Origin of the sequence: Streptomyces sp. 6N223, from assembly GCF_052246635.1 — a bacterium.
In the GTDB taxonomy this organism is placed as follows: domain Bacteria; phylum Actinomycetota; class Actinomycetes; order Streptomycetales; family Streptomycetaceae; genus Streptomyces.
The window spans coordinates 1-1180 of the sequence record NZ_JBQQCA010000146.1 but is presented as its reverse complement, the minus strand read 5'-3'; the positions used below and the strand labels follow the sequence as shown (position 1 = coordinate 1180).

Sequence of the window (1180 nt, the reverse complement as noted above, 5' to 3'; positions counted from 1 at the left end):
CGGACAGGCCAACTACGCCGCCGCCAACGCCTACTGCGACGCCCTCGCCGCACGACGCCGCAACGCGGGCCTGCCCGGCACCTCCATCGCCTGGGGCCTGTGGGCCGACGCAAGCGGCATGACCGGCCATCTGGCGGACGCCGACCTGGCCCGGATGAGCCGCACGGGCTTCACCCCGCTGTCCACCCCCATGGCGCTGGCGCTCTTCGACGCCGCCTTCCACCACGGCGGCCCGTCCCCGCTGGCGCTCGACCTCGATCCGCGCACGCTCGGCGCCCAGCCGGCCGACGCCGTGCCCGCCCTGCTTCGCGCGATCGCCGCCACGGGCGCGCCCGTCCGGCGTACCGCCGCCGTCGCCCAGTCCACCGACTGGGCCGGCCGCCTCGCGGCGCTCTCCGGCGCCGAGCGGCACCGGGAGTTGATGAACCTGGTGCGCACCCACGCGGCGACGGTGCTCGGTCACAGCGACCCGACGGCCGTCCGGGCGGACAGCTCCTTCAAGGAGCTGGGCTTCGACTCGCTGACCGCCGTGGAACTGCGCAACCGGCTCTCGGCCGCGACGGGGCTGCGGCTGCCCGCCGCGCTCGTCTTCGACTATCCCGACGCCGGGACCATGGCCCGCTACCTGGACCAGCAGCTCGCCCCCGCCGACCAGGCGGCCACGGCCGCGACGGCGGTCGATCCTCTCGCGCCCGTCCTCAACGACCTGGCCAGGCTGGAGTCCACCCTGAGCAGCCACGACGTGGACGGGAAGTCCCGCGAGACGATCGCGGGCCGGCTCCATGACCTGCTGTCCAGGCTGGAGGGCCGGGACCGGGCGGCGGGCGCCGCGGGCCTCGACGGCGAGGCGCTGGAGTCGGCGTCCGACGACGAGATGTTCGCGCTCATCGACCAGCAACTGGGCACGTCCTGACGGGGAGTGACGGAGAAGACATGTCGACCACCGAAGACAAGCTGCGCCAGTACCTCAAGCGCGTCACCGTTGACCTGGGCGAGGCAAAGCAACGCCTGCGCGAGGTAGAGGAGCGCCATCAGGAGCCCGTCGCGATCACGGCCATGGCGTGCCGCTACCCCGGCGGGGTGTCGTCCCCCGAGGAGCTGTGGCGGCTGGTGGCCGAGGGCACCGACGCCATCGGCCCGTTCCCCACCAACCGCGGCTGGGACCTCGACGGGCTCTACC

2 protein-coding genes are annotated in these 1180 nt (G+C 74.0%); both read left to right on the top strand.

Features of this window, described 5'->3' with window-relative positions:
• A partial coding sequence (locus tag ACTWQH_RS32740) for a phosphopantetheine-binding protein (RefSeq protein ID WP_443290452.1) occupies positions 1–913 on the top strand: 913 nt, incomplete at its 5' end.
• Between the two features lie 20 nt (positions 914–933).
• The coding region (locus tag ACTWQH_RS32735) for a beta-ketoacyl synthase N-terminal-like domain-containing protein (protein WP_443290451.1) at positions 934–1180 on the top strand (247 nt) is incomplete at its 3' end.